Annotated in this window: 1 protein-coding gene; it reads left to right on the top strand. The window is 69.8% G+C overall.

Going from position 1 to position 1,421, the window contains the following annotated elements; genetic code table 11:
• Positions 1-318: 318 nt before the first annotated feature.
• Complete coding sequence (locus AC5RWU_RS24230) at positions 319-1,404, top strand: IS110 family RNA-guided transposase (RefSeq protein ID WP_493986718.1); 1,086 nt, start codon at positions 319-321, stop codon at positions 1,402-1,404.
• Positions 1,405-1,421: the final 17 nt, after the last annotated feature.

Genomic DNA, 1,421 nt, shown 5'->3' with positions numbered 1-1,421 from the left:
ATATCCGCCTGTGAGTCTTGTTGTGGCTGGTCCGGGACCGGCTGGCAGGGTAGGTGTCGGTCGCCTGCCCCGGGAATGTGGCTCGATATCCGCCTGGCCGTTTCAAACGTGCCTTCAATCGGAATTGCCCGTTACTGGGGTGAGCGGCCGGCGCCTGCCCGGCCCACACCGAAGGCTTGATCAGAAGACTGCCCAGCCCCCCTTGGGGGCTGTGACCCATCACAGGAATGCCTCGGAGTGACCTTCACCCGGGCCGACGCCGGCCGCACCGCGGCCAGAAGCATCTGCCCGTTCGTGAGGAAGGAACCCCCGGCCGCGATGACCACTGTCGCACACTCCTGTCCGTTCGTCATCGGCGTGGACACCCACGCCCGCACGCATACCTACGCCGTGCTTGCCGCCAGCGGCGAGCACCTCACCACCGAGGCCTTCCCCAACACCCACGCGGGCAGGGCCCGTGCGATCGCCTGCGTAGCCCGCCGCACCGGCGGGGACCTCGGAGCCCTCTGGGTCATCGAAGGCACGGGAAGCTACGGGGCCCTGCTCGCGGGCACCGTCGCACGGGCCGGCTACCGCGTCGCCGAAGCGCCCAGGGTCACGGCCTACGCCCCAGCTCGTCGCGGAACCGGCAAGTCCGATCCGCTGGACGCTGCCGCGATCGCCGCAGCCGCCCTCCCGCTCGAAGAGGACCAACTGCGCATTCCGCGCCAGGACGAGGGGGTCCGCGCTGCGCTGCGGGTCCTGGTCGCCGCGAGGGAGCAGATGACAGTCGAGCGCACGGCGAAGGTCAACGCCCTCACCGCCCTCCTGCGCAGCGTCGACCTCGGCATCGACGCCCGCAAGCCCCTCAGTGATACCAGGATCACCGAGGTCTCCCACTGGCGCGCCCGCGACGAGGCCCTCGCCGCCGCCACTGCCCGTGCGGAGGCGGTCCGGCTCGCCAAGCGCATCACCGTCCTCGACGGCGAGCTCAAGGACAACCAAACCCGTACCACCGAGCTCCTCGAGGCCAGCCCCGCGGCGCCCCTTCTCGAGGAGACCGGCATCGGTCCCGTCACCGCCGCCGTGGTCTACACGGCGTGGTCGCATCTGGGCCGGGTGCGTTCCGAGGCCGCCTTCGCAGCCCTCGCCGGCGTGAGCCCCATCCCCGCATCCTCGGGGAACACCGTGCGCCACCGACTCAACCGAGGCGGCGACAGGCGCCTGAACTGCGCACTGCACATGGCCACCGTCGTCCGCACCGTCCACGACCCCGACACCCGCGCCTACGCCAAACGCCGCAAGGCCGAAGGAAAAACTCCACGGGAAATCCGGCGATGCCTCAAGCGCTACCTCGCCCGCCGCCTCTACCGCACCCTCAACGCTCTACACGCCCCTGACAATGCGATCCCGAACGCGGCTTGACGAGATATAGAAGATTC

The organism is Arthrobacter sp. B0427-1-12 (assembly GCF_059092905.1).
The sequence above is the reverse complement of the archived record's forward strand: the minus strand, read 5'-3'. Positions and strand labels throughout refer to the sequence as shown.